The 23,349-nt window shown below is 70.2% G+C and carries 23 protein-coding genes and 2 tRNA genes; 14 read left to right on the forward strand and 11 right to left on the reverse strand.

Translation table 11 applies throughout. The annotated features are described in order from the left end of the window. Window positions 1–2: 2 nt before the first annotated feature. The 3 genes from FHX37_RS01815 to FHX37_RS01825 form a co-directional block, all read right to left on the reverse strand. On the reverse strand, window positions 3–500 hold the full coding sequence (locus tag FHX37_RS01815; protein WP_141921735.1) for an ANTAR domain-containing protein: 498 nt from the start codon (window positions 498–500) through the stop codon (window positions 3–5). Between the two features lie 40 nt (window positions 501–540). Continuing rightward, on the reverse strand, window positions 541–798 hold the full coding sequence (locus tag FHX37_RS01820) for a mycoredoxin (RefSeq protein ID WP_141921736.1): 258 nt from the start codon (window positions 796–798) through the stop codon (window positions 541–543). A gap of 373 nt (window positions 799–1,171) precedes the next feature. After that, complete coding sequence (locus FHX37_RS01825) at window positions 1,172–1,984, reverse strand: class I SAM-dependent methyltransferase (RefSeq protein ID WP_141921737.1); 813 nt, start codon at window positions 1,982–1,984, stop codon at window positions 1,172–1,174. A 503-nt stretch (window positions 1,985–2,487) separates the two neighbouring features. On the opposite strand from FHX37_RS01825, the gene FHX37_RS01830 reads away from it, so the two are divergent. From FHX37_RS01830 to FHX37_RS01850, 6 genes are all read left to right on the forward strand, one after another. Then, complete coding sequence (locus FHX37_RS01830; protein WP_141921738.1) at window positions 2,488–4,593, forward strand: ATP-dependent DNA helicase UvrD2; 2,106 nt, start codon at window positions 2,488–2,490, stop codon at window positions 4,591–4,593. Beyond that, window positions 4,586–5,482, forward strand: a complete 897-nt coding sequence (tesB, locus tag FHX37_RS01835; protein ID WP_141921739.1) for an acyl-CoA thioesterase II — start codon at window positions 4,586–4,588, stop codon at window positions 5,480–5,482. The genes FHX37_RS01830 and tesB overlap by 8 nt, the downstream gene beginning before the upstream one ends. A 194-nt stretch (window positions 5,483–5,676) precedes the next feature. Beyond that, the gene (locus tag FHX37_RS01840; RefSeq protein ID WP_141921740.1) at window positions 5,677–5,958 is read left to right on the forward strand and encodes a hypothetical protein; all 282 of its coding nucleotides are present in this window, start codon (window positions 5,677–5,679) and stop codon (window positions 5,956–5,958) included. Window positions 5,959–6,156: 198 nt separating this feature from the next. Continuing rightward, window positions 6,157–6,441 (forward strand): WhiB family transcriptional regulator, encoded by a 285-nt coding sequence (locus FHX37_RS01845; protein ID WP_141921741.1) that lies wholly within the window; start codon window positions 6,157–6,159, stop codon window positions 6,439–6,441. 81 nt (window positions 6,442–6,522) lie between these two features. Continuing rightward, complete coding sequence (locus FHX37_RS22685; protein WP_170181478.1) at window positions 6,523–6,687, forward strand: hypothetical protein; 165 nt, start codon at window positions 6,523–6,525, stop codon at window positions 6,685–6,687. 224 nt (window positions 6,688–6,911) lie between these two features. Beyond that, on the forward strand, window positions 6,912–7,505 hold the full coding sequence (locus FHX37_RS01850; protein WP_141921742.1) for a M48 metallopeptidase family protein: 594 nt from the start codon (window positions 6,912–6,914) through the stop codon (window positions 7,503–7,505). 797 nt (window positions 7,506–8,302) lie between these two features. Here FHX37_RS01850 and FHX37_RS01855 read toward each other — a convergent pair. Continuing rightward, entirely contained in the window at window positions 8,303–8,857 is a 555-nt protein-coding gene (locus tag FHX37_RS01855; RefSeq protein WP_141921743.1) for an NUDIX hydrolase, read from the reverse strand. Beyond that, window positions 8,854–10,272 carry a zinc-dependent metalloprotease gene (locus tag FHX37_RS01860; protein ID WP_141921744.1) on the reverse strand — a complete coding sequence of 473 codons (1,419 nt, stop codon included), beginning with the start codon at window positions 10,270–10,272 and terminating at the stop codon, window positions 8,854–8,856. Before FHX37_RS01860 ends, FHX37_RS01855 begins: the two co-directional genes overlap by 4 nt. Before the next feature lie 119 nt (window positions 10,273–10,391). On the opposite strand from FHX37_RS01860, the gene FHX37_RS01865 reads away from it, so the two are divergent. The 3 genes from FHX37_RS01865 (at window position 10,392) to FHX37_RS01875 (ending at window position 13,137) form a co-directional block, all read left to right on the forward strand. Next, window positions 10,392–11,453: an NAD-dependent epimerase/dehydratase family protein gene (locus FHX37_RS01865; protein WP_141924954.1), complete on the forward strand. Its 1,062-nt coding sequence runs from the start codon at window positions 10,392–10,394 to the stop codon at window positions 11,451–11,453. A gap of 88 nt (window positions 11,454–11,541) precedes the next feature. After that, window positions 11,542–11,979: a molybdenum cofactor biosynthesis protein MoaE gene (locus tag FHX37_RS01870; RefSeq protein ID WP_141921745.1), complete on the forward strand. Its 438-nt coding sequence runs from the start codon at window positions 11,542–11,544 to the stop codon at window positions 11,977–11,979. A 105-nt stretch (window positions 11,980–12,084) separates the two neighbouring features. Then, a complete protein-coding gene (locus FHX37_RS01875) occupies window positions 12,085–13,137 on the forward strand; it encodes a YlbL family protein (protein ID WP_141921746.1) in 1,053 nt (350 codons plus the stop codon). A gap of 8 nt (window positions 13,138–13,145) precedes the next feature. Here FHX37_RS01875 and FHX37_RS01880 read toward each other — a convergent pair whose 3' ends face one another. Further along, complete coding sequence (locus FHX37_RS01880; RefSeq protein WP_141921747.1) at window positions 13,146–13,676, reverse strand: PPA1309 family protein; 531 nt, start codon at window positions 13,674–13,676, stop codon at window positions 13,146–13,148. A gap of 298 nt (window positions 13,677–13,974) precedes the next feature. Here FHX37_RS01880 and FHX37_RS01885 point away from each other — a divergent pair, with 298 nt between their 5' ends. The 3 genes from FHX37_RS01885 (at window position 13,975) to FHX37_RS01895 (ending at window position 17,438) form a co-directional block, all read left to right on the forward strand. Next, window positions 13,975–16,995, forward strand: a complete 3,021-nt coding sequence (locus FHX37_RS01885) for a UPF0182 family membrane protein (protein ID WP_141921748.1) — start codon at window positions 13,975–13,977, stop codon at window positions 16,993–16,995. 92 nt (window positions 16,996–17,087) lie between these two features. Then, a tRNA-Met gene (locus FHX37_RS01890) sits at window positions 17,088–17,161 on the forward strand. Window positions 17,162–17,364: 203 nt separating this feature from the next. After that, window positions 17,365–17,438 (forward strand) — tRNA-Met (locus tag FHX37_RS01895). A gap of 52 nt (window positions 17,439–17,490) precedes the next feature. On the opposite strand, the gene hisN is transcribed toward FHX37_RS01895, so the two are convergent. Beyond that, window positions 17,491–18,297, reverse strand: a complete 807-nt coding sequence (gene hisN, locus FHX37_RS01900) for a histidinol-phosphatase (RefSeq protein ID WP_141921749.1) — start codon at window positions 18,295–18,297, stop codon at window positions 17,491–17,493. A 90-nt stretch (window positions 18,298–18,387) separates the two neighbouring features. On the opposite strand from hisN, the gene FHX37_RS01905 reads away from it, so the two are divergent. After that, on the forward strand, window positions 18,388–18,981 hold the full coding sequence (locus FHX37_RS01905) for a TetR/AcrR family transcriptional regulator (RefSeq protein WP_141921750.1): 594 nt from the start codon (window positions 18,388–18,390) through the stop codon (window positions 18,979–18,981). Window positions 18,982–19,017: 36 nt separating this feature from the next. Here FHX37_RS01905 and rsgA read toward each other — a convergent pair whose 3' ends face one another. Next, window positions 19,018–20,007: a ribosome small subunit-dependent GTPase A gene (gene rsgA / locus FHX37_RS01910; protein ID WP_141921751.1), complete on the reverse strand. Its 990-nt coding sequence runs from the start codon at window positions 20,005–20,007 to the stop codon at window positions 19,018–19,020. After that, window positions 20,004–21,278, reverse strand: a complete 1,275-nt coding sequence (aroA, locus tag FHX37_RS01915; RefSeq protein ID WP_141921752.1) for a 3-phosphoshikimate 1-carboxyvinyltransferase — start codon at window positions 21,276–21,278, stop codon at window positions 20,004–20,006. Before aroA ends, rsgA begins: the two co-directional genes overlap by 4 nt. Window positions 21,279–21,361: 83 nt before the next feature. Here aroA and FHX37_RS01920 point away from each other — a divergent pair, with 83 nt between their 5' ends. Continuing rightward, window positions 21,362–21,856 (forward strand): OsmC family protein, encoded by a 495-nt coding sequence (locus FHX37_RS01920; protein WP_246062035.1) that lies wholly within the window; start codon window positions 21,362–21,364, stop codon window positions 21,854–21,856. 29 nt (window positions 21,857–21,885) lie between these two features. Here FHX37_RS01920 and FHX37_RS01925 read toward each other — a convergent pair whose 3' ends face one another. Together FHX37_RS01925 and FHX37_RS23115 are read right to left on the reverse strand one after the other, a co-directional pair. Further along, window positions 21,886–22,317, reverse strand: a complete 432-nt coding sequence (locus FHX37_RS01925) for a hypothetical protein (protein WP_170181479.1) — start codon at window positions 22,315–22,317, stop codon at window positions 21,886–21,888. Continuing rightward, complete coding sequence (locus FHX37_RS23115; protein WP_141921754.1) at window positions 22,310–23,293, reverse strand: DUF2207 domain-containing protein; 984 nt, start codon at window positions 23,291–23,293, stop codon at window positions 22,310–22,312. The genes FHX37_RS01925 and FHX37_RS23115 overlap by 8 nt, the downstream gene beginning before the upstream one ends. Window positions 23,294–23,349 lie beyond the last annotated feature (56 nt).

Genomic DNA, 23,349 nt, shown 5'->3' on the forward strand with positions numbered 1-23,349 from the left:
CCTCAGGTCTCGGCCTCCACCGCGGCACCGTTGCCAGCCAACTCCGCCGGAAGCGGGGTGAGCGGGTTCGTGCTGCTGGTGACCACGTCGCGGGCCACATCGGCCACCTTGCGGCCCCGGGAGCGCGCGGCGGAACGCAGCAGGTCGAAAGCCTCGCGCGGTGGGAGCTGGTGCCGCTCCGCCAGGGTGCCGATGGCCTGTTCCACCACCACCCGGCTGTGCAGCGCGTGTTCCAGCTGCGCCACGGTGAGTCGGAGGCGCTCGGTCTCCTCCAGCTCCTCCTCCGCCCGGCCGGGTGCCTTGGTGGCGGTGGTGCGCTGCGGCTGCTCCTCCGCCGCGAGGAGGTCGGCGAGGACCATGGCGTTCATCAGGTCGGGCAGTTCCTCGTCGCCGCCGACCCGCCACCCCGTCGGAGTCCGTTCGATGATGCCGATGGCGGATGTGTCCCTACCGCTGATGGTGCTGTGCGGTGTCACGTTCTCCCCCAATTCCTTGCCCATTGCATGGAAGCCGGCCGCCGCGCGCGGCGGCCGGCCACGGTTACTGCGCTTCGAGCGTCTTCTTCACTTGGGCCAGCGACGGGTTCGTCAGGGCGGTCCCGTCGGCGAACACCACGGTCGGAACGGTCTGGTTCCCGCCGTTGACCCGCATCACGTACTCCGCCGCCTGCGGTTCCTGTTCGATATCGATCTCCTCGACCGTGATGTCCTCGCGGCCGAGCTGGCTCTTCAGTCGTTTGCAGAACCCGCACCAGGGGGTGGTGTACATCGTGATGTGGCTGGTGGCCGGGGTAGCCATCGTGACGTCTCCTTTTCGCCGTACGGGTGTCAACACCGCCCCGTAGTAACGCTGGAAACCAGGTGCAGCTTCCCGGGCCGTGACTGCTGTGCTCGTCACGTTCACGGAGGTTGGAGAGTGGGACGCCTCTCCGGACGCGACAGTTCCTGGTTCCCCGCGCAGGTTGGCACGCGTGCGGCACCTGGTGCGCGGGTATCGGTCGGATTTTCCACCGGACCGGGCCGACCACTGGCCACGGTAGCGGCGGAACGCGGTGGACAACGGCCGTGTGTCCGGATCGGTGCGGTGGTTGGCCGGATCCGGCCAACCGGCACTACGCGACGGTGCGCCCGCTGCCGTGGCCGGTGATCACGCCGACGGGCCGGACACCGCTTCAACCGCGGGTCGCGCGACCCCGCGTATTGAGCATACCGGGTGAGACGGCGGTGAAGTCGGGGTCGTCGAGTTGCGCGAGAGCCCGTTCCACCGTGGCGGCGTCGACACGTCCACTGGTGATGAGGCGGTCCCGCAGCTGTTGCCACGTCAGTTTCCAGAACCGGGAGACCGGGGGCCGGTGGTCGGCCGAGGGAAGGTACGCCTCGGAACCGATGTCGACGAAGCCTCTGGACCGCAGCAGGGAGGGAGTGGAAGACACCCAGCTGATGTCCGTACCGATGTTGGCGTGCAACACTTCCCACATGGCGTTCATGGTTTTTCCGTACGCCGTGTGGGAGAGCTCCTCCGTGGTCAGGTCGATCGAGTCGCCGAGGAGGAGCCAACCACCGGGGGAGACCAGTTCCCCCAGGGTGTCCAGCACCCTGAGTCGGTCGCGGAGGTGCATCAGAACGAAGCGGGCGTGTACCAGGTCGAACCGTTCCATGCCGTGCAGGGCCGTGTCGTCGGACACGTCCGTCTCGACCGCTTCCAGGTTGGAACAGCTGTCCGCGAGGGGAACGAGCATGCTCGCGTCACGGTCGGCGGCGACGATCTCCCCGCGTGGGAACTCCGTGGCGAGCCATGCGGCGATGCTGCCCGGTCCGGCCCCCACGTCCAGACAGCGCGGGTCTTCTCCGAGTCCCAGGGTCCGGATCTGACCGCGGCTGAAACGGTTATAGGTAGCGGCGATGGCTCTGAGCCTGTCCGCCTCGTCACTGTGCGACTGGGTGAAGATCCAGCTTCCGTAGCGTTCGGGTATCTCGCCGTCCATACGGCAACTCCCTCGGCCCGGGCCGCCAACGGAACCGTCCCAACGGCGCGGAACGGGTTCGTTCGGCACGGCGCCATGCGCGCGGCCTCAGTGGCACTTCGTGGGTGGGACGGTACCTGTTCGCTTCGTCCCAGGCCAGAGGCCTCGCGGCCCTTCTTGCGTTACTTCCGGGGCTTGGTGCGTTGCTCCTCCAACGCGGGGTGACACCCTTCCCGCCCGTCCCGGCGGTAACAACGCTGTAACGGGTGAGATCCCGCGCACCGGGCCCCTCCCGCACCGGAACGGGAACGGGCTCGTGACCGCGGGCGCGGTCCGCCGTCGCGGCGCCGCGGGTCCGCGGACCATGTGCTCCACGCCCGTGCCGCTTGGGCTCGGTCCCCGGGTGGTAGTTGAGATACTGGTACGGGTGCGGCCGGAGACGGAGGGCCATGAGCGGGCGGACAGCCCCGCGGGCCGCCGCGGCCGCACCGGAACACGTAGCGGCAGGCAGGGAGAGAGGGCTGATGGATCCAGACCGGGTGCTGGAAGGGCTCGATCCCGAGCAGCTCGAGGCGGCGCGTTCCCTGCGCGGTCCGGTGTGCATCCTCGCCGGCGCGGGGACAGGGAAGACCCGCGCGATCACCCACCGGATCGCGCACGCCGTCGCCAGCGGGGTGGCGGCGGAGCAGCAGATCCTCGCGGTGACGTTCACGACACGCGCGGCGGGGGAGATGCGCGGCCGGCTGCGGTCACTGGGCGCTCCGCGCGTGCAGGCGCGCACGTTCCACTCGGCGGCACGCCGCCAGCTCTGGTACTTCTGGCCCCAGGTCATCGGCGGCCCCACCCCGACCCTGCTCGACAGCAAGGTCCAACCCGTCTCCCGGGCCGCGGCCTCCTGCGGCCTGCAGCTCGACCGTACGGGTCTGCGGGACGTCGCCGGGGAGATCGAGTGGGCCAAGGTCACCCAGGTGCGTCCCACCGACTACGAGAAGGCGGCGGTGAAGGCGGGACGGGAGACACCGCTGGCCATCCACGAGGTCGCCCGCGTCTACGAGGCCTACGAGGAGCTGTGCCGCGAGAACAACCTGCTGGACTTCGAGTCGATGCTGGAGCTGACGGCGGCGATGCTGAACGAGAACTCCGCCGTGGCCGAGCGGGTGCGGGACCAGTACCGCTACTTCGTCGTGGACGAGTTCCAGGACGTCAACCCGCTGCAGAAACTGGTGCTGGACGCCTGGCTGGGGGACCGGGACGACCTCTGCGTCGTCGGTGACCCGGACCAGACCATCTACTCGTTCACGGGAGCCACCCCCTCCTACCTCACCGGCTTCAGCGCCGCCTACCCGCACGCCACGGTGGTGCGGCTGGTGCGCGACTACCGTTCCACCCCCCAGGTGGTACGGGTGGCCAACAGCACCCTGCGTTCGGCCTCCAACGGAGCCGACAGCCGCAGGGAGCTGGTGGCCCAGCGCCCGGACGGTCCGGAGCCCACCTACACCGAGTACGACGACGACCCGGCCGAGGCCACGTCTGTGGCCAGGAAGATCTCCGCGCTGATCGACGCGGGGACCCCCGCACGCGAGATCGCCGTCCTGTTCCGCGCGAACTCGCAGACGGCCACCTACGAGCAGGCGCTGTCCGACGCCGGCATCGCCTACACCGTGCGCGGCGCGACCCGGTTCTTCGACCGCCCCGAGATCAAGCAGGCCATCCACACGCTGCGGGGGGCCCGGCACGGCGCGGCGGACGAACCCCTCGTGAGCACGGTGCGCCACATCCTCACCCCGCTCGGCCTCACCGAGCGCCCCCCGGAAGGGCGCCAGGCGCGGGAACGCTGGGAGTCGCTGGCGGCGCTGGCGCAGCTCGCCGAGGACATGGCGGGCGGGGAATCCGGAGGAGACAGCGGACGGGTCACCATGGAGGACTTCGTCGCGGAGCTGGACGCGCGGGTGGCAACGGAGCACGCTCCGGAACTCGAGGGGGTCACGCTGGCGTCGCTGCACTCCGCCAAGGGTATGGAGTGGGACGCCGTCTTCCTGGCCGGTCTCACCGAGGGGATGCTCCCCATCGTCTACGCCGAGTCCGCGGAGCAGATCGAGGAGGAGCGGCGGCTGTTCTACGTCGGGGTGACCCGGGCGCGGGAGTTCCTGTCCCTCTCCTGGGCGCTTTCCCGCTCGCCCGGTGGGCGGAGGAACCGCAAACCCTCGCGTTTCCTCGACGGGTTGCGGCCCGCATCGCCGTCCCTGGCCCAGGAACGGCAGCGCCGCGGCCAGGGGAAACAGGCCAGGACCGTCTCCTGCCGGATATGCGGGGCCGCGGTGACAGAGGCGGCCGAGCGCAAGGTGGGGCGGTGCCGGGACTGCCCGGCCGATTACGATGAGGAGCTGTTGGAGCGGCTCAAGCAATGGCGCAGCGGTGTCGCCCGGGAACAGAAGGTTCCGGCGTACGTCATCTTCACCGACGCCACTCTGCAGGCGGTGGCCGAACAGGTTCCCGCCAGCTCGTCGGGGCTGGCGCAGATACCGGGTGTCGGTGCCGCGAAGCTGGAACGGTACGGTGCGGCGGTGCTGGACCTGTGTGCGGGGAGCGCGCCAGCGCGCCCGGAGGACGAGGGGGATCCGGATGAGTGACAACCAGGCGGGGAGCAGGGCGGAGGGCGACCGCTCGGGCCAGACGGTGACGGAGCTGCTGCACACGCTCGACCTGGAACAGATCGAGGTGAACATCTTCCGCGGCAGCAGCCCCGACGGGGGGCCGCAACGGGTGTTCGGCGGCCAGGTGGCCGGCCAGGCGCTGGTGGCCGCCGGCCGCACGGTCCCCTCGGACCGGCACGTGCACTCGCTGCACGCCTACTTCATCCGTCCCGGCGATCCCGCGGTTCCGATCGTCTACGAGGTGGACCGGGTGCGGGACGGCCGTTCGTTCACCACCCGGCGGGTCTCGGCGATCCAGCACGGCAAGACGATCTTCACCCTGTCGGCGTCGTTCCATCACACGGAGTCCGGACTGGAGCACCGTGTCGCGATGCCGGAGGTGCCCGCGCCGGAGGAGCTGCCGTCTATCCGGGAGCGGTTGCTCGACTTCCTGGGGAGGGTGCCCAGGTTCGCCAGCTGGCACCCGATCGAGATGCGGCCGGTGGGCCCGCTGTCCTACGAGGTCGAGCGCGACCCCGGCCTGAGTACGACCCGCAACCTGGTGTGGCTGCGGGTCGACGGGGAGCTTCCCGACGACCCGATGCTGCACGTGTGCCTGATGACCTACGCGTCCGACATGACACTGCTGGACACGGTTCTGCTGCGGCACGGCCGTTCGTTCTCCGGGATCTCCATGGCGAGCCTGGACCACGCGATATGGTTCCATCGACCGTTCCGGGTGGACGAGTGGCTGCTGTACGCCCAGGAGACACCGACGGCGAGCGGAGCCCGCGGGATGGCTCGCGGTGACGTGTACACGCGCTCCGGCGAACTGGTGTGCTCCGTGGTCCAGGAGGGGTTGCTGCGGGTCGACGAGGCGACGTAAATCACACTCGCCTGTTCCCGTTCCGCTCTCCCGGCAGCGGTCGCGGAGATGGCCGGATCCGGCCGAATTCCCAGGTAAAAAAATGGTTGCCGTGTGTTCGCGGGGCGGTCTAGTGTGAACAACGTCAACGGCCGCACTGGCTGCGGGACGGGATGTCCCGCGGTGCTGAGAAACGTAGGGAGGTGTCCCGTCCGATGAAGCTCCAGTTGAGCTGGGTCGCCCAGTCGTTCGGCAACGGACTCGTCCGGAGTATGCGGGACACCCTGCGTGGTGGCGCTGTTCCCATGCGTGCACGCCTGGTCGGCGGAGAACTGCCGATGCTGATCAAGGCGCCGCTGTCGGCGAACTATGAGGTCACCTGTGCCCGCATGGAACTCCGTGCGGACAACAGCGATCCAGCCGAAGCCAAACCAGCAGCACAAACCCCGCGCCTGCACGGCGCAGCGGGGGAGTGTCCACGGAACATCCCGGCCTGAACCAACGGCCGGAGGGTTCTCCCGTGGCCGCGACCCCGTATCGGGGCCGCGGCCTTTTTGATTTTCGCTGGCGCCCGTTCCGCTAGGGACGGGAAACGCCGGGAGCCTCATCGCGGGCCACGGCCCCGACACACCGGGACGTGTCGGTGGCCGTTGTCGCCGACCGCGCTGAGAGCGAACGAAGCAGGGAGGACAGTGATGCTTGCCTCGGTCCTGGAAAGCCCGTGGTTAGGGGAGGTCGAGGTCCCCTGCCGCTGGGAGCCGGACCTTTTCTTCGCCGAGGCCCCCGCGGACGTGGAGGCTGCCAAGGCGATCTGCCGTGACTGCCCCGTACGGGAGCAGTGTCTCGCTGACGCGTTGGAGCGGAGCGAACCGTGGGGTGTCTGGGGAGGTGAGCTCCTCGTTTCCGGAGAGATCGTGGCGCAGAAGAGGTCGCGCGGTCGTCCCCGGAAGTATCCACGGCCGGCCGAACAGGCTGCGTAGGCCCTGTCCGCCGGACAGGGCCCGATCCGGGGCCGCCGACCGGCGGCCGCGCTTCTGACCACGGAAAGGAAACAGTGCCGAATGCTGTTGCACGAACTTCTGCGGACCCAGCCCGCCACGACGGAGGAGGAAGAGCGCCAACACCAGTACCACCGGCTGCGTGCCCGGTGGCACCGTGCCCAGGAGCGGGAACTGCGCCGCGAGTGGGGAGCGGCCAGGGAGATGCGGGCGTTGCGATTGTGTTGACCGGGACGTGGACAGTGGGGCGGGACACGGGTCCGCTCCACTTGCGCCGGTCGCCGGTCGTGGCCGGATCCGGCCACGGCGGGTCGGCCGGACGGTACGTCCGGCTGCGCAGGAGGTTCGAGCGACACCGTGCCGCAGGCCAATGAACCGAACATAATGAATATCAGTCAGAAAATAGGACAATTGCCCTATGTTGCTCATCGCGACTGAGCTACTGTGAAGTCGTGTCGTCGAACACGAACGTCGAGGTGCGTCGCAGCTCCCGACGGCGGCGCACTGTTTCCGCCTATCGGGACGGGGACCGGACGGTTGTCCTCGTGCCGGCCGCACTGTCCAGCGCGGAGGAGCAGCGCTGGGTGGAGCGCATGCTGTCGCGGCTCGCCGCGCGCGAGGAACGCCGCAGCCCCGACAGCGCCACGCTGCTCAACCGCGCCCTGGACCTGGCGGAGCGCTACCTCGACGGGCTGGTCCGGCCGGAGAGCGTGCGCTGGGTGGACAACCAGCGCAACCGGTGGGGCTCCTGCACCCCGGAGGACGGTTCCATCCGCCTGTCCCGGCGGCTCGCCGGCATGCCGGAGTGGGTCGTGGACTACGTCCTGTTGCACGAGCTCGTGCACCTCATCATCCCCCACCACGGGGAGGAGTTCTGGGACCTGGTGCGCCGGTACCCGAAGGCCGACCGGGCCCGCGGCTACCTGGAAGGGGTGAGCGCGGCGGCGCGGCTGGGGAACGCCGCCACCGACACGGAACAGACCACCGTCGACGACGACCGCGACACGGTCGGAAAGCGCGAACTCCCCGCCGAGGACGAGGGGTAGGGGCTGTTTGGTGGAACGCCTCCGTGATCCGCTGTTTGATCGGGTGAGAAGTACCGGTGGGCTCCCGGCGCGATCCTCCTGACTCCGTCGGTGCTGTCCCCGGCACGCGACGTCGTCAACCAGAGCCCTGGTCCTTCCCCTCGACGGGGGGGGGGGGGAGTTGCCGACAAGCGCCTTGCCGGCGTCATGGGCGAGGTCGCAGGCGTCTCCCGGCCCCGTGAACAACGACACCTCCACGAAAGCGACGTGACGGTCCGAGACGGCGATCTCGATGTCGCAGCCCGAGGAATCGAAGGGCAGCTGGACGGCCGGGTGCCCCTCGACCTCGGTCCTGCTGGAGAGCTCACCGTTGGAGTCGATAACGACCCACTGCACTGCGGGACTGTCGGCGTCAGGGCCGTCGTTCTCGTCGGCGACGTCCATGACGAACACCTGGGCGTTCTCGTCGTTCTCCCCCGTCCACAACAGCCCTCGCCCGCATCGTCTGTGTCCACATTGCTGGGGCCGCGACTGACAGGCGTCCCGGGCTCGGGTAAACGGGAAAAACGCGGACCGGCCCGGGTGCGGCTGGCCGGATGCGACTGGGCCGGAAATTCTGGGATCCGGGTTCCGAGGACGCCAGTGACGTGGCCGCGGCGTAACCGTCCGTGGCGGGATGCGTTTTCAGGGCCTCCGGGAGTCACCGCCTGCCGTCGAACCGTACGCGCCGCTTATGCGGCTCGGTTCGGTGCCGAGCACGACGGGACCCGGGGACGGAACCCGTCCTGGTAGCGCGGCAGCGGCCGTCGGACGGGGGGTCAGGGGGCGGGCTGGGTGTGGAGCGCCCGTGCCGCGGCGCGCACGAGCGTGTGGCACGCCTCGTCGGACGGTTCCGGAAGGGAGCTCACCGGGAACCAGCCCAGGTCGGTCGACTCCCGTTCGTTCCGGGAGAGCTCCGTGTTCTCCGGAGCGACCGCCGCGTACTGCACGTCCAGGTGCCACGTGCCCCCGCAGCACGGGACCCAGTGCCGGTCGAGCCGCACCGGCCCCGGGAGCGGCCGCAACCCCGTGATGCCCGACTCCTCTCCGGCCTCCCGCAACGCGGTCGCGGCCAGCGAGGTGTCCTCCGGCTCGCAGTGGCCGCCGGTCTGTAACCACTTCCCGATCGTGCGGTGCAGGGTCAGCACCGCGTGCTCCCCGTGGGGGGAGAGGATGGCGGCGCTCGCGGTGAGGTGGCCGGACGTACAGGTGCGCCACACCCCGTCGGGGAAGCGCTCCAGGTGGGCCACGTACTCCCGGCGCAGCTCCTCCTGGGACGCGTCGGGCGCGGCCCAGGAGGCGAGAGCGTCCTGGGCGGCGAGGCGCAGTGTCACGTACCGCCCTCGCCTTCGCCCGTGTCCCGGTCCGATGAGTCGTCACTGTCGGACGGGCCGCCCGACTGCGGGGGCTCCCCGGTGAACTGGGAGATGTCGATCTGCGCCGCTTCGGCGTCCATCTGCCCGTGCACGAACGCACTCGGGTCGTCCAGGTCGGAACCGGAGGGCATCAGGTCGGGGTGCTCCCACACCGCGTCGCGTCCCTCGATACCGCGTGCCTCCTGCAGCGCCGTCCACAACGCGGCGGCGTCGCGCAGGCGGCGCGGGCGCAGTTCCAACCCCACGAGCGTGGCGAACGTGTGCTCGGCGGGGCCGCCCGCGGCGCGGTGGCGGCGGGTCGTCTCCGCCAGGGATGCGGCGTGCGGCAGGCGCTGGTCGACGGCCGAGCTGACCACCACCGACACCCACCCCTCGATCAGGGCGAGCGTGGTCTCCAGGCGCGCCAGCGACGCCTTCTGCTGCGGTGTGTCCTTCGGCTGGAACAGCCCCTGCCCCTCGATGCCGGACAGGGCCTCCTGCAGCGCCTCCGGGTTGGAGATGTCGATCTGGCCGAGCTTCTCCTCCAGGCCGCTCATGTCGAAGGACATGCCACGGGCGTACTCCTCGACCAGGGTGAACAGGTGGGAGCGCAGCCAGGGCGTGTGTCCGAACAGCCGGTGCAGCGCCGCCTCGCGCGCCGCGAGGTACAGCCGCACCTCGTCCGCGGGGATCTCCAACCCCTCGCCGAACTTCTCCACACCGGCCGGCAGGAGGGCCGCCCGCCCCTCGCCCGCGAGCGGGAGGCCGACATCGGTCGTGCCCACGACCTCGCGTGCCAGCTCACCGATCGCCTGGCCGGCCTGCTGGCTGACCATCATGCCGCCCATCTGCTGCACCATGCCCATGATCGGGCCGGCCATGGACTGCATCTCCTCCGGCATGTTCTGGCTCATGGACTCGACGATGCGCGACGTCATCGGGTCGCACAGTCGCGACCAGGTGGACATGGTCCGCTCGATCCACTCCGAGCGGCTCCACGCCTCCATACTGTTCACGCCGGAGGGCAGGCTCGTCGTCTCGTTCAGCCACAGGTCGGCGAGGCGCAGCGCCTCCTGGACCTGGGCGTAGTCGGTGGCGCCGACACTGGAGTCCCCCTGTTGGGAGACCGAGTGGCGGGCGACGTTCGTCGCCACTTCCCAGTTCACTCCGCCGGACGAGCCGCTCGCCGAACCCGAGGAGGGCGACTGGGCGGACATCATGTCGGCGAACTGGCGGAGCATGTGCGCCATCTGTTGCGGGTCGCCGAACGGGAAGCCACCCGGCATGTTCGGGTCACCCCCGCCTGGGCCGCCGGCGCCGGAATCACCCGAGCGCCGACCTGACTCGTCGTCGGGGTCGTTCGGCATACTGAAACCAAAAGGTGGGTCACTCACGTTTCGACCTCAGGCAGGATTAGGTGTGTCTCCACTGTCACGTTAGCTGGGAGCCGCCCGGAGTGAGTACCGAAACCAGTCAGGTTCGCCCACAGCACAGCGCTGACAAGAGCGCTTCGGTGGTCGCGGTGACAGGAGCCGCCTCCGGAGTGGGGCATATACTCCTACAACGTCTGCTCGCCGCCCAGGATTCCGGGCTGATCGGCACGATCGTGGCCATCGACGACCACTGCGGCCCCACCGAGGGTGTGACCTGGCGCGTCGCCGACATCCGCGATCCCGCTCTGGCACCCCGGCTCTCCGACGTGGACGTCCTGGTGCACGCGGCGGACGACCGTTCGTTGGACGCCCCGGCCCGGGAGCGGCGCACCCGCAACGTCCGGGCGGCGCAGACGCTTCTCACCGCGGCCGCAGCGGAACGCGTCTCCCGTGTGATCCTCATCACAAGCACCATGGTATACGGGGCGACCCCCGAGAACCCAGTGCCGTTACCGGAGGACGCGCCGATGGCTCCCGACACGGACGCCGGCGTCATCGGCGACTTCATCGAGATCGAGGACCTGGCCAGTTTCGCGCGCCGTGCCCACCCCGCGCTCTCGGTGACGGTGCTGCGCCCCGCGCCGCTTGTCGGTCCCGAGATCGACACGCTGCTGGCCCGCCACTTCTCCGCCCCTCGGTTGCTCACCGTGAAGGGCTGGGAGCAGGCGTGGCAGTTCTGCCACATCGACGACCTGGCCAGCGCGGTGGAGTTCGTCATCGTCCACGACGTGCACGGCAAGACCGGAACGGTCGCCGTCGGGTGCGAGGGGGCGCTGCGCCAGTCCGACGCCGAGGAGATCGCGGAGCTGCGCAGGTTCGAGCTGCCCGCCAACCTCGCCCTGGGAGCAACGCAGCGGTTGCACCGGGTGGGGCTCGCCCCCGCACCGGCCAGCGAACTGAAGTTCCTGGTGTACCCGTGCGTGGTGGACTGCGTGACCCTGCGCGACGCCGGGTGGCAGCCGGAGTACGACAACGCCGAAGCGCTCGGCGCCCTCCTGGAAGCCCGCGGCAAACAGAGCCGCGGCCGGAACGTGGGCCGCAAGGAGGTCACGATCACCGCCGCCAGCGCGGCGGGAGCGGCCGCGGCGGCGATCGGCACGGCCGCGGCCGTCCGCCGGCTCCGCAAACGCCGCCGGAGCTGAACGACCACCGGCTCCCACCCGGCGCGGCCGCCGCGTACCGGCACGGCCGCCTCCGCGCGGTGGGCACGGCGTTGGTAACGTCAGCTGTGTGGAAACCATCACCCTGGTCGGGCTGCGCGAGAGCCCGCTCTCTGTCGACGAGGTACTGTCCTCCGTAGGCGACCCGGAAGCCGGAGGCACAGCGTTCTTCCTCGGAACGGTCCGGGACCACGACCACGGCCGCGGCGTGCGGAACCTGACCTACGAGGCCCACCCGCGCGCCGAACGTGACATGCGTGGCGTCCTGGAACGCGTCGTGGCCGACTTCGCCGACACCGGTCGGCCGGTGCGGAAGGTGGCGGCGCTCCACCGGGTCGGCCCCCTGGCGATCGGCGACACCGCGGTGGTCGTCGCGGCCGCCGCCGCCCACCGCGAGGAGGCGTTCTCCGCGTGCCGCCGGCTCATCGACGACATCAAGGACGAGGTCCCCATCTGGAAGCACCAGGAGTTCGCCGACGGGGAGACCGAATGGGTCGGTGCCTGCTGACCGCCGGACCCGCCCCGCCCCGCCGGCCCGCCGGCACTGCCGGAACCCGCCGGGAACCCGGGCACCGCAGCGTTCCCGTCCGCGACTCCGTTTAGGGTTTGTGCCATGTTCCGTCGCGCTATGACCCTGATCGTCGCGCTCGCGCTGCTCGCGGGCCTCGCGGTCGGCGGCTACTTCCTGCCCGTGCCCTACATCGTCGCCTCTCCCGGACTGGCGGTGAACACCATCGGCGAGACCGAGGGCGAGGAGCCGGTGATCCAGGTGGACGGGAGGAAGACCTACACCCACGAGGGCGGGTTGAACATGGTCACCGTCCAGTACACCGGCGGCCCCCAGGGCCGGATGGACCTGTTCAACCTCGTGCGGGCCTGGCTGTCCCCCAACGAGTCCGTCCTCCCCGAGGAGGCGGTGTTCCCGCCGGAACGCAGCGTCGAGGAGGTCAGCGAGGAGCAGAGCCTGGAGATGGAGGACTCCCAGACCGCCGCCACGGCCGCCGCCCTCACCGAACTCGGTATCGACTACGAGAACGAGACCGTCATCGCCGACGTGGACGAGGACGCGCCGGCCGCGGGCAAGCTGGAACAGGGCGACACGGTCACCGAGGTCGACGGCGAACCCGCGGGCAGCAACGACGAGGTCGCCGAGGAGGTCGCCGACCGCGACCCCGGGGACGACGTCGAGATCACCGTGGAACGGGACGGCGACACCGAACGGTTCGAGATGCCCACCACCGAGTCCGACGACGGCACCGCCGTCGTCGGCGTCATGGTCGCCAACAACCCGGACTTCCCGTTCGAGGTGGACATCAGTGTCGGCGAGATCGGCGGTCCGAGCGCGGGAATGATGTTCGCGCTGGGGATCATGGACCGGCTCAGCCCCGAGGGGCTCACCGACGGGCAGGCCGTCGCCGGAACCGGAACGATCACCCCCCAGGGCACGGTCGGCGGTGTCAGCGGCGTCGCGCAGAAGATGGTCAGCGCGCAACGCAAGGGGGCGGACTACTTCCTCGTCCCCCAGGAGAGCTGCGACCAGACGTTCGACTCGGCGGCCAGCGACGACCTCAGTGTCGTCCGGGTCAGTGAGCTGTCCGAGGCGGTCAGCGCGCTGGAGACCATCCGTACCGGAGACGGGGAGCTGCCCCGCTGCGAGGCGGACTGACCACCTCCTCAGCCCTCCTCGTCGTCCTCCAGGGTGAGCGACAGCGCCGACGTCAGAGCGGGGACGAGGTCCGAGCCGTTGAGCACCTGGTCCTCGCTGTCGTGGCTGCGCATGCGCAGCGCGGAGTAGGTGCTGCCGTCACGCAGGCTCGCCGCCACCATCCGGATCTCCTCCGCGTCCGGCCGTTCCTGCGCCCACTGGCCCAGGTCCGCGTCCCGCGGCGGGTCGAGGGTCTCGTCGGACCCCTTCACCACCAGCCGCTCCATCACGAGGGCGCAACCGGAGACCTCCGCGGGCCAGGCGATCCGGCCGAGTGCCTCCTCCAGGTTCAGGTCCGACGGCAGCGGCTCCTGCTCCACCGGGGTGAGCTCGGTCGGCTCGACCGGCCCGTCCAGCCCGAGCATCTCGGCGAGAGCGGGTTCGCGTTCCACCAGGTCGGCCGTCGGAACCAGGGCGTAGACCCGCATGGGCTGGTCCCACCCCTGCTCGGCGGCGTGGCGTTCCAGGTCCAGTACAGCTTGGCGAATGTTGAATGACACCCCTCCATGGTGACCGATGCGCCGCGTAGCGGCGTGCGGCGACGACATCCCCACGCGGCCACAGCGCCGGCGACAGCGGGTGCCAAACCGAGCACGCGGGCAGTACGATCGCGGGTGATGCGGGGACGACGCCGAGTCGATGCCGCATTGTCACTGTTTCGGCGCGGAGTTTCGGGAACCTGCCGCAGGCCCAATAAGTTGCCGATGCAAGGACACGCACCTGTCCCGTACCAGTACCCGCAACCACTAACGAGGGGGAGGCGTGAGCTTCCGGTCGCCTGGCGCACCGAGTGCGCGTATGCCTCGACGATCTCGGCTACTCGCGCCGGTCGCGGCGGTCGTGGTCGTCATCATCGCGGGGCTGCTGCTCGCCGCGAACTACTGGACCGACTACAAGTGGTTCAGCTCCATCGGGTACAGCACCGTCTTCCTGACGGAGCTGCGGACCCGAGCACTGCTGTTCTTCGGAGCCGCAGCCCTGATGATGGCCGCGGTCGGCGCCAGTATGTACATCGCGTTCCGCACCCGCCCGGTATCGCGTCCCACGAGCCTGGAACAGCAGGGTCTGGAGCGGTACCGGATGTCGATCGACCCCCGCCGGAAGCTGATCTTCTGGCTGGTCGCCGCCGGACTCGGTGTTCTCACTGGCCTTTCCGCGACCGGCGAATGGAGCACCTACCTCCAGTACGCCAACGGTGCCGAGTTCGGCACCGAGGACCCGCTCTTCAACATCGACATCTCGTTCTTCGCGTTCACCTATCCCTTCCTGCGGGTCATCCTCGGGTACCTCTTCGCCGCGGTGGTCTTCTCCTTCCTCGCGGCACTGGTGGTGCACTACCTGTACGGCGGGGTCCGGCTGCAGACCCAGGGGCAGCGCGCCACCTCCGCGGCCCGGGTGCACCTGTCCGTGCTGCTGGGCGTGTTCGTGCTGCTGAAAGCCGGTGCCTACTGGCTCGACCGCTACGGTCTGGTCTTCTCCGACCGCGGGTACATCTTCGGCGGTGCCTACACCGACGTCACCGCGGTGCTGTACGCGAAGATCATCCTGGCGATCATCGCGCTCGTCTGCGCGCTGCTGTTCTTCGCCAACATCTACTTCAAGAACATCATGGTGCCCATCGTCAGCCTGGGGCTGCTGGTCCTCTCAGCGATCCTGGTCGGCGGGGTCTACCCGGCGGTGGTCCAGCAGTTCACCGTGAGCCCGAACGAGCAGCGGCTGGAACGCCCCTACATCGCCGACAACATCGAGTACACCCGCCAGGCCTACGGCATCGACGACACCGAGGTCGAGTCCTACGACGCGGAGACGGAGCTGAGCGCACAGCAGCTCTCCGAGGAGGCCGAGACCATCCCCAGCGTCCGGCTCGTCGACCCCTCCGTGGTCTCGGAGACGTTCCAGCAGATGCAGCAGGTCCGGGGCTTCTACCAGTTCCCCGACGTCCTGGACGTGGACCGCTACGAGAACGAGGAGGGGGAGAAGGTCGACACGATCGTCTCCGCCCGCGAGCTCGAGGGTCCCCCCGAGGACCAGGACAACTGGCTGACCCGGCACATGGTCTACACGCACGGGTTCGGTGTCGTCGCCGCCGCCGGCAACGAGGTGGACAGCGAGGGCCGGCCGGCGTTCACCGAGTACAACATTCCGCCCACCGGTGAGCTCTCCGACGTGGCCGGCGAGTACGAGCCGCGTATCTACTACGGCCAGGAGGGCGCCGAGTACGTCATCGTCGACGCCGAACCGGAGTACGACTACCCGCTCGGCGGCCAGTCGGAGGACGTGCCCACCACGGACCAGGAGGGCAACCAGGAGGGCGACCCCACCGCGGACGAGGCGCAGGCACCGGCCGACGGTCAGGACGGTGGCCAGGACGGCCAGGACGGCGGTCAGGACGGCCAGGGCAACGACGGTGGCCAGGACGGCGGCGAGGACAGCCAGGGCGGTCCCGGCGACCAGAAGACCAACAACTACGACGGGGACGGCGGGGTCGAACTCTCCAGCTTCTTCGACCGCATCCTGTACGCGATGAAGTACCAGGAAGCCGACATCCTGCTGAACGACGCGATCAACGAGGACTCGCAGATCCTCTACGACCGCGACCCGGCCCAGCGGGTGGAGAAGACCGCCCCGTTCCTCACGGTCGACAGCGAGCCCTACCCGGCGGTGGTGGACGGCGACGTGAAGTGGATCGTCGACGCCTACACGACCACGAACGGCTACCCCTACTCGACCCGCACCGACCTGGCCAACGCGACCGAGGACACGTTCACCCAGGGCACCAACCGGGGTAACGCGCTTCCCGGCAACGAGGCCAACTACATCCGCAACTCGGTGAAGGCCACCGTGGACGCCTACGACGGCTCGGTGACGCTGTACAACTGGGACGAGCAGGACCCGGTGCTGCAGACGTGGTCGGACGCCTTCCCCGGCATCATGACGAAGAAGGACGAGATCAGCGACGAGCTGAAATCGCACCTGCGTTACCCGGACGACCTGGTCAAGGTGCAACGGGAGATGCTGAAGGAGTACCACATCACCGACCCGGACGCCTTCTACGGCGGTCAGGACTTCTGGGAGATCCCGGCGGACCCGACCAACGACGGAAACGATCCGGAGCCGCCGTACCGGCAGACGATCCGCCTGCCGGGGGAGCAGGAGGCGTCGTTCTCGATGACCTCCACGTTCGTCCCGCGCGACCGTAAGAACCTGGCCGCGTTCATGTCGGTGAACAGCGACCCGAACTCCGATGACTACGGCAAACTGAGCATCCTGAACCTGCCGCAGGACTCGGTGACCCTCGGTCCGGGCCAGGTGCAGGACCAGTTCGACGCGGACAGCGAGATCCGGGACGTCCTGTTGCCGCTGCAGCAGAACGAGCAGTCCCAGATGATCAAGGGCAACCTGCTCACCCTGCCGTTCGCCGGCGGGCTGCTGTACGTGGAGCCGCTCTACGTACAGGCGGAGGGTGCCGAGTCCGCCTACCCGCTGTTGCAGCAGGTGATGGTCGGCTTCGGTGAGGAGGTCGCTATCGGCGGCAACCTCCAGGAGGCCCTGAACAACCTCTTCGCCGGTGATGACGGCGAGGGGCCGCTCGATGAAGGGCAGCAGGACGGGGGCGACGCCGACACCGGTGACGGTGGCGGCGGGTCCGGTTCCAGCGACGAGCTGTCCAAGGCCCTCCAGGACGCCGCGGACGCCTACGAGAAGGGGCAGAAGGCGCTGCAGGACGGCGACTTCAGCACCTACGACGAGGCCAACCAGGAGCTGAAGGACGCGCTGGACCGGGCCGAGGAAGCCCGCGACGAGAACGACGAGGAGTAGGAACCCGACCCCGCCCGGCCCGGTTCCCGGGCGGGGCGGGGTTGTTCGATTTGGTGTTGTGGCGGTGGACCGCTAGAGTTGGAGACAGCCGCCGCGGGGTGGAGCAGTTCGGTAGCTCGTTGGGCTCATAACCCAAAGGTCGCAGGTTCGAATCCTGCCCCCGCAACTGGGAGGGCCCCGGTGATTCGTCGCCGGGGCCCTTTTTCGTGTCCGGGCCGTCAGGTCAGCCGCAACGGTGCCGGGCCGAACCGGGCAACGCCACCGGCCCCGGTGCCACCGCTCCCACGGGGGCGGCGGACGCGGCCGCACGGGGCGGGGTTGTTCGATTTGGTGTTGTGGCGGTGGACCGCTAGAGTTGGAGACAGCCGCCGCGGGGTGGAGCAGTTCGGTAGCTCGTTGGGCTCATAACCCAAAGGTCGCAGGTTCGAATCCTGCCCCCGCAACTGGGAGGGCCCCGGTGATTCGTCGCCGGGGCCCTTTTTCGTGTCCGGGCCGTCAGGTCAGCCGCAACGGCGTCGGTCCGCCGTTCAGCCAGGTGAGTGTCTGCTCGTGCAGCAGGCCGTTGGTGCACACCAGGCCACCCCCGTCCGAGAAGTCCCGGCCCCACAGGTCGGTGGCACGGCCCCCGGCCTCCTCCAGCAGGATGGGGAACGGTGCCGCGTCCCACAGCGATAGCTCCGGTTCGGCCGCGATGTCCACCGCGCCCTCCGCGACCATCACGTGCGACCAGAAGTCGCCGTAGGCCCGCGCGCGCCATACCGACCGGGTGAGGTTCACGAACGACTCCAGCCGCCCCTGCTCCTCCCACTCGGAGAGCTCGGAGAACGACAGGGACGCGTCCACAAGCTGGGAGACCCCCGAGACGTAGCACTGGGTCGCCTTGGTGAGGCTCCGGCCCGTCCAGGTGCCGCCGTCGCGGCTCGCCCACCAGCGGCGGGACAGGGCCGGAGCCGACACCAGCCCCACCACCGGCCGGTCGCCCTCCACCAGCGCGATCAGGGTGGCCCACACCGGGACCCCGCGCACGTAGTTCTTGGTGCCGTCGATCGGGTCGAGCACCCACGTTCGCGAGCTGCTGCCCGTCCGGCCGTACTCCTCGCCGACGACGGAGTCACGCGGCCGGGCGCGGGAGAGCACACTGCGCAGCGTCTCCTCCACGGTCCGGTCCGCTTCGGTCACCGGGGTCAGGTCTGGTTTGGTGTCGACCGCCAGGTCGAGGGAGCGGAAACGTTTGAGGGAGATGTCATCGGCCGCGTCAGCGAGGACGTGGGCGAGACGCAGATCATCGTCGAAGGAGGCCATGGCGCGTAACGCTATCCTTTCGGAGCCCGGAACCAGGGGCGGCACCCTGTGGCAGCGGAGCCGTCGACAACCGCGTGTCAGTATGGACGCATGAACCCCACCCGCGCGAACACTCCCAACGCTGCGGCGGAGTCCTCCGGGGTCCGCGAGCGGCTCCTCGACGCCGCCTACACCGAGGTGGTGGCCGGCAGGTGGCCACGCATGCGCATGGCCGACATCGCCGCGGAGGCGGGTGTGTCCCGCCAGACCCTGTACAACGCGTTCGGCACGAAAGAGGGGCTGTTGCAGGCGGTCGTCGTACGTGAGGCCGACGCCTTCCTCGACGGGGTCATGGAACTGCTCACCAACCACGCCGGCGACCCGGTGCAGGCGGTCAGCCAGGCCACCCACTGGACCCTGGCGTCCTCCCGCGAGAACCCGCTGCTGCGCGCCATCATCACGGGGGACGAGAAGCTGCTCCCGGTCCTCACCACGCGGGCGGAACCGCTGCACGTGGCGCTGGGGGAGCGGATAGCGGCCTTCCTGCGCCGGAACTGGCCCGAACTGGGCGAGCGAGCCGACGCGGTGGCCGAGGTGTCACTGCGGTTGACCCTGTCCTACGTCCTTCTGCCCACCGAGGCCGGGCAGGCCGCCGAGCGGGTCCGGTTCGCGGTGCACAGCATGTTCACCGCCGAGGCGGGGTAACCGCCCCGTCGTCCGTGGATGTCAGCCCCCGGGGGCTCAGCCGCCGTCCTCCCCGGTGCGGCTGCCGAGCAGGCGCCGCAGCGAGGACACCCGGTCAGTGGCGAGGCGCCCCGCGGTGACACCGGCGTCCAGCTCGCAGCCGGGCGCCCCGGCGGTGTGCGGGCAACCGTCCGGGCAGATGAGGGCGGCCTCCTCCAGTTCGGGGAAGCCGGCGAGGACGTCGTCCGCGCTGACGTGGGCCAGACCGAAACTGCGCACCCCCGGCGTGTCGATGAGCCACCCGTCGCCGAACGGGAACGCCACCGCCGAGGAGGACGTGTGCCGGCCCTGGCCGGTCACCGGGTTGACGTGCCCCACCGTCCGCCGAGCGTGCGGGACGAGCTGGTTCACCAGCGTGGACTTGCCGACGCCGGAGGAGCCCACCATCACGCTCGTCCTCTCCCGCAGGCGGCTCCGCAGCCCGTCCAGGTCGCCGTCGGCGTGCGTCACCACCGTGTCGAGGTCCAGCCCGGCGTAGGTGCGCAGCAGCTCGTCGGGTGACGCCAGGTCGGATTTCGTCAGGCACAGCAGCACGGACAGCCCGGCGTCGTAGGCCGCGACGAGGCACCGGTCGACGAAACGCGGCTGGGGCGCCGGGTCGGACAGCGAGCACACGATCACGAGCTGGTCGGCGTTGGCGACGATCACGCGCTCCACCGGGTCGGTGTCGTCAGCGGTGCGCCGCAGTACCGAGCCGCGTTCCTGTACCCGCACCACCCGGCCCAGCGTGTCGGGCTGCCCGGAGAGGTCACCCACCAGCGACACCCGGTCGCCGACGACGATGCTGCCCCGGCCGAGTTCGCGCGCTTTCACGGCCACGACCTCGCGGCCCTCCACCAGGCAGGTGTAGCGTCCGCGGTCCACAGCGGTGACGAACCCCTGCTTGGCGTTCTCGTGCTTGGGGCGTACCCGGGTCCGGGGGCGCGAGCCGCCCCGCGCCCGTACCCGGACGTCGTTCTCGTCCAGCTGGCGTCCGCGTCGCGTCACCCTGTCACCTCGTCCCACAGCTCGGGGAATTCCGGAAACGTCTTGGCTGTCGTGGCAATGTTGTCCACCCGGATGCCGGGGACGGCGAGCCCGAGCAACGCGCCCGAGGTCGCCATCCGGTGGTCGTCGTAACTGTGGAACACTCCGCCGTGCAGCGGCCGGGGCCGGATAAGCAGCCCGTCGGAGAGTTCCTCGGCGTGCCCGCCCAGGTTCGTGATCTCGTGTACCAGCGCCGCGAGACGGTCCGTCTCGTGCTGGCGCAGGTGGGCGATACCGGTGAGCCGGGACGGGGTGTCCGCCAACGCTGCGGTCGCCGCGATGGTGGGAGCGAGCTCCCCGACATCGTGCAGGTTGGCGGTGATACCCCGAACCTGCCCGGTGCCGCGTAGTGTCAATCCCTCACCGGACAGGCGGACGTCCGCCCCCATCCGGGTGAACAGCTCCCGCAGGGCGTCCCCCGGTTGGCTCGTGTGCCGCGGCCAGTCCCGGACCGTCATCCGGCCGCCGGTCACCAGCGCCGCCGCGAGGAACGGGGCGGCGTTGGACAGGTCCGGTTCCACGTCGACACCGGTGACGTCGCCGCCGCCGGGGGCGACGCGCCACACGTTCGGACCCGCCGACTCCACCCGGGCGCCGGCGTCGCGCAGCATCCGCACGGTCATGTCCAGGTGCGGCCGGGAGGGAACCGTGTCCCCCGTGTGGCGGACCTCCACCCCGTGAGTGAACCGCGGCCCGCTGAGCAGCAGCGCGGAGATGAACTGCGACGAGCCGGACGCGTCCACCGCCACGGAACCGCCGGGCAGCGCGCCGCCGCCGTGGACCACCAGCGGGAGCGCGCCGCGACCGCCGTCGTCGATGTCGGCACCCAGGGCGCGCAGGGCGGTGAGCAGCTCGCCGACGGGCCGTTCCCGCGCCCGCGCGTCGCCGTCCAGCCGGACGTCGCCGGTCGCCAGTGCCGCCACGGGCGGAAGGAACCGCATCACCGTTCCCGCATTTCCGACGTCGACGACGGCGGGGCCGTGCGGCGCGGCGGGCGTGACCACCCAGTCCGCGCCGCTCTCGGTGATCCCGATACCGAGGCTGCGCAGCGCGCCCGCCATCAGGTCCGTGTCGCGGCTGCGCAGCGGGCGCCGCACGGTGCTGGGATTGGAGGACAGCGCCGCGAGTACGAGGGCGCGGTTCGTCATCGACTTCGACCCGGGCAGGCTGACGGTCGCCTCCACGGGGCCGGACGCGACCGGCGCGGGCCACGTCGGGGCGGTATCGGACATGGTTCCAGGCTAGCGACCGTCGGGGCGGTTCCGGCCAGGTCCGTGTCGGGGCCGCGTGCGAGTCTGGGCGGGACAGAACCGCTGTGACGATTGGGGAAACGGTGGCGGACAAGTCACACAACTACGAGGTGCGCGTGACCTGGACCGGGAACACGGGGTCGGGGACACTGAGCTATCGGGGATTCGACCGCTCGCACGACATCACCTACGAGGGCAGACCGACGTTGCGCGGCTCGGCGGACGTGGCTTTCCGGGGCGACGCCGACCGGTGGAACCCGGAGGGATTCCTGCTGTCCGCCCTCAGCGAGTGCCACATGCTGTCGTACCTGGCGCTGTGCCCGGCCGCCGGGGTGGACGTCGCGGCCTACACGGACACGGCCAGCGGCACCATGGTCACCCACGCCGACGGCGGGGGCGAGTTCACCGGGGTCGTGCTGCGGCCGGTGGTGACGGTCGCCGAGGAGGGCATGGCGGCCACCGCGCAGGAGCTGCACGCCAAAGCCGGTGAGAAGTGCTTCATCGCCCGCTCGGTCAACTTCCCGGTGCGCCACGAACCCACGGTCCACGTGGCCGGGTAGGGCGGCTCCGCGGCACCGGAGATTCGGAGTCAGTCCCCTCCGCCACCGTCACCGTCGCCCGACCCGCCTCCCGGGCCGCTGGGGGGACCGTTGGTGGTGGAGCCGTCCCCGCCGGTGCGGCGGCGGGAGCTGCCGGGATGGCGGTCGGCGTGCCGGCCGTCCCCCCGGACCGAGAGCACGGTGAGGACGAGCACGGCGCTGATCCCCGTCAGGAGCAGGACGAGGCCCGTATCGCCGGAGTCGAACCGGCCGGGCCCGGGGGCGCGACCTTCCGGGGAGGTCTCCGCCGTTCGTTGCTCCCACCCCTCGGGAGAGGGCGGTGGGTCCGAAGCGGCGGCGACGGCGGGCGAGCCCAGGACGGCCACCAGGACGAGGGTCCCGGTGGCGGCGAGAACGCGGAACGGTAGCGGCATGGCGGTTCCAGGGGGCGGGGCCGGTTCGGGGGCGTCGTCGTCAACCACCGCCCCCGCCACCTCCACCACCTCCTCCGGCGCCACCTCCGCCGCCTCCGCTTCCTCCGCCTCCGGTGCCGCCGCCACCTCCGGCGGCACCACCGATGCCTCCCCCGAACCGGCCCCGGGAGCCGCCGCTGCGGCTGTTGACCCCGAGCACCAGGATGAGTATGAAGGCCGCGGGCACGGCGGACACCACGAACAACGGAAACACGATCTCGGGGAGGATCCCGGGATTGCCGGAGGAGCCGTGGGAACTGTCCGTCGCCGCAGCCGGACTCGGCACGGCCACGGACGGGGGAAGGTCCACGTCCACGCTGAACGCCTCGCCCGGCGGAATACGACCGGCGTCGAACGAGGCGGTGGAACCCGATACCCGGGAACCGGAGCAGGATTCCCGGGAACCGGGTGCGCCCGCGTAGCACGTGGCCGAGGCGATGTCGCCGGGCGCGTCGATCCTGGCGCGCGCCGACTCGATCGGGATCTCCCAACCGGACCCCACGATGTCCTGGAACAGCCGGGGCCGTCCCGCCGCGCCCTCGACGACCAGTGACGTGTACTCGTAACGCACCACGAACGTCCTCGTTCCGGTGAGGGGCTCCCCGCCGTCGCCGAACGTGATCCGCCTGTCGGCCGCGTAGTCGTCCACGCTGACCTCGTCCAGCCCGTCCGCGTCGGTGACCTCGACGTTCTCCAGACCGAGGGAGCGGCGCTCCCCGCCGTCGATGCTGCCGCTGTGCGGGATGGTGCGCGTGGCCTCGCCGTCGTTGTCGGGACCGAAGACGTAGGTGAGGGACTCCCGGACGTGGGTCTCACCGTCCCTGTCCACTTCCACCCGGGCGTCGAACCGGGAGATGACGGTGCCGTCACTGTCGGCAGCGGCCGACGGCGCGCCGAGTGCCGTCGCCGCCAACGCCGCCAGAACGGCCGGGACGGCTGTCCGGAGCCGTCGCGCTGTCGGGGGATGCGGGATGGAGGGAGACATGACGGGGAGTGTGCCCGCCCCGCACCGGGCCAACCCGTCCGGGGCGCTTCCGCAAC

Origin of the sequence: Haloactinospora alba (assembly GCF_006717075.1) — a bacterium.
Taxonomy (GTDB): domain Bacteria; phylum Actinomycetota; class Actinomycetes; order Streptosporangiales; family Streptosporangiaceae; genus Haloactinospora; species Haloactinospora alba.

Excerpts from the sequence above, each read along its gene's own strand:
- FHX37_RS01815 (WP_141921735.1), bottom strand. The coding sequence starts at position 500 with ATGGGCAAGGAATTGGGGGAGAACGTGACACCGCACAGCACCATCAGC.
- FHX37_RS01820 (WP_141921736.1), bottom strand. The coding sequence starts at position 798 with ATGGCTACCCCGGCCACCAGCCACATCACGATGTACACCACCCCCTGG.
- FHX37_RS01825 (WP_141921737.1), bottom strand. The coding sequence starts at position 1,984 with ATGGACGGCGAGATACCCGAACGCTACGGAAGCTGGATCTTCACCCAG.
- FHX37_RS01830 (WP_141921738.1), top strand. The coding sequence starts at position 2,488 with ATGGATCCAGACCGGGTGCTGGAAGGGCTCGATCCCGAGCAGCTCGAG.
- tesB (WP_141921739.1), top strand. The coding sequence starts at position 4,586 with ATGAGTGACAACCAGGCGGGGAGCAGGGCGGAGGGCGACCGCTCGGGC.
- FHX37_RS01840 (WP_141921740.1), top strand. The coding sequence starts at position 5,677 with ATGAAGCTCCAGTTGAGCTGGGTCGCCCAGTCGTTCGGCAACGGACTC.
- FHX37_RS01845 (WP_141921741.1), top strand. The coding sequence starts at position 6,157 with ATGCTTGCCTCGGTCCTGGAAAGCCCGTGGTTAGGGGAGGTCGAGGTC.
- FHX37_RS22685 (WP_170181478.1), top strand. The coding sequence starts at position 6,523 with ATGCTGTTGCACGAACTTCTGCGGACCCAGCCCGCCACGACGGAGGAG.
- FHX37_RS01875 (WP_141921746.1), top strand. The coding sequence starts at position 12,085 with ATGTTCCGTCGCGCTATGACCCTGATCGTCGCGCTCGCGCTGCTCGCG.
- FHX37_RS01885 (WP_141921748.1), top strand. The coding sequence starts at position 13,975 with ATGCCTCGACGATCTCGGCTACTCGCGCCGGTCGCGGCGGTCGTGGTC.
- hisN (WP_141921749.1), bottom strand. The coding sequence starts at position 18,297 with ATGGCCTCCTTCGACGATGATCTGCGTCTCGCCCACGTCCTCGCTGAC.
- FHX37_RS01905 (WP_141921750.1), top strand. The coding sequence starts at position 18,388 with ATGAACCCCACCCGCGCGAACACTCCCAACGCTGCGGCGGAGTCCTCC.
- aroA (WP_141921752.1), bottom strand. The coding sequence starts at position 21,278 with ATGTCCGATACCGCCCCGACGTGGCCCGCGCCGGTCGCGTCCGGCCCC.
- FHX37_RS23115 (WP_141921754.1), bottom strand. The coding sequence starts at position 23,293 with ATGTCTCCCTCCATCCCGCATCCCCCGACAGCGCGACGGCTCCGGACA.